This window comes from Fulvivirga sp., from assembly GCF_040220315.1.
Classification (GTDB): Bacteria; Bacteroidota; Bacteroidia; order Cytophagales; family Cyclobacteriaceae; genus Fulvivirga.
This window is the reverse complement of record NZ_JAVJUY010000202.1, coordinates 1-1533: the sequence shown is the minus strand read 5'-3', so window position 1 is coordinate 1533 and position 1533 is coordinate 1. Positions and strand designations below refer to the sequence as shown.

Sequence of the window (1533 nt, the reverse complement as noted above, 5' to 3'; positions counted from 1 at the left end):
TATTACGTAGCACATTTAACCGGTTATTGATGACAAATGTTAGAGATGAGTTTACATCCAGTCTCTACGAATTCAAAAATCCTTCGATCACTGTTTGTCCATCGCTATACATATTAGATCGAATGCGTAAATCAATGTATAAAAATTATACATTATATAGTCATCATGATGAATTAGTAAACGAAATTGAATTTGAAGCCATTAAGACCAAAATTGCTGAATTTGATAAAGCATATAAGTTTACGAACAATATTCAATCAGTTCAGACTTGTTTTTTTCAAATTCTTAATCTGTACAATAATAGTAGATTAATAGTCACTTCAAGATTACATGGTGCAATCATTGCATATGGATTCAAAATTCCATATATAGCGTTAGCTAGAGATATAAAGATCCGTGAATTTCATCGATTATATGGCAATGGTCTCTTAATTGAAGGCATCAATGAACTCCCAGAAATGTTGAATAATAGAAAAATAATCAGTTTGAAAGAGATAAAAATTAAACCGGTAACAGATTTTGGAGAGAAGGTGAAGTCTATCACTAGATCTTTGACCTGATGAAGGAAATGAAAATATCCATGGCCCAGACCTGGTTTGGTCTTTCAATGGTCAGGTTCCTAAGCAGGTAAGGATATGTCTTATGAGCCTTGTGACGCCTTGAGGTAACACTCCCGCCTTGAGGTATGTTTACCTGGCATAATAGCTCTTAATCCCCTTGTTCGATTGTAGAGTAGCTCAATTCGATTCTTGTTCACCTTCAGACCTTTGTCTTTTTATCCACGTATGCATCCTCCCAGCTCCCTTTAAAGGATAATACAAATAAGTTGCTCATCCATCATCCTCATTAGCTTTTAAGTTCAGATTCTCCTTTGGGCTTAAAATAAATCCCGGAACGGTGTATGGACAACAGGTTACACTGTTTTGCCATACTCAATTGACCCTTGCTTATCATTGATCTCCGTTCATTCAGGGGTTTTACCACAAGGCGTTGTTTAAAAAATCGATCTGTACTTTTTGCTCTCCAATATCTTTGAGTAATTGATCTCTCTCATCGCCAACAGCAGATTTCTCGCTTTTACCCTTTTTATCAAAAACAGCATCCGCATTTGGCTAAAAATCTCTTTTCCAAAGGTTTGTGGGGTGGCTCATATCGCTGTGTTAATTCAGCAATACTACACTGCTCCTTGATAGCTTCTAAAACTACCTTGGTCTTGAATTTTGATGTGAACTTTTTCGTGTCACTATTAGTAAATTTAGTTATCATTTTTGAACTAAACTCACTGTCCTGTTTTTTGGGGAATCATCAATACTTGCCCTACAATTTTCATCAGAACTTATTCTTTAATCTTCATTTTCTAAGCATATATTTACGTCAGGAATGGAATCCGCCTTTAAGTTATCTAGCGAAAATATATTGAATTTATCCAATGATAAACGAATTGACAGAAGAGAAAACTTATAATATCAGTTTGAGAATTTGGATTAAATAATTCACTCAGACCACTGAAATGTTTTCTTTGGTAATTAAGAG

The 1533-nt window shown here is 34.7% G+C and carries 1 protein-coding gene; it reads left to right on the top strand.

Translation table 11 applies throughout. The features are described from left to right. On the top strand, positions 1-560 hold a 560-nt coding region (locus RLO81_RS10005; protein WP_350110861.1), incomplete at its 5' end, for a polysaccharide pyruvyl transferase family protein. Positions 561-1533: the final 973 nt, after the last annotated feature.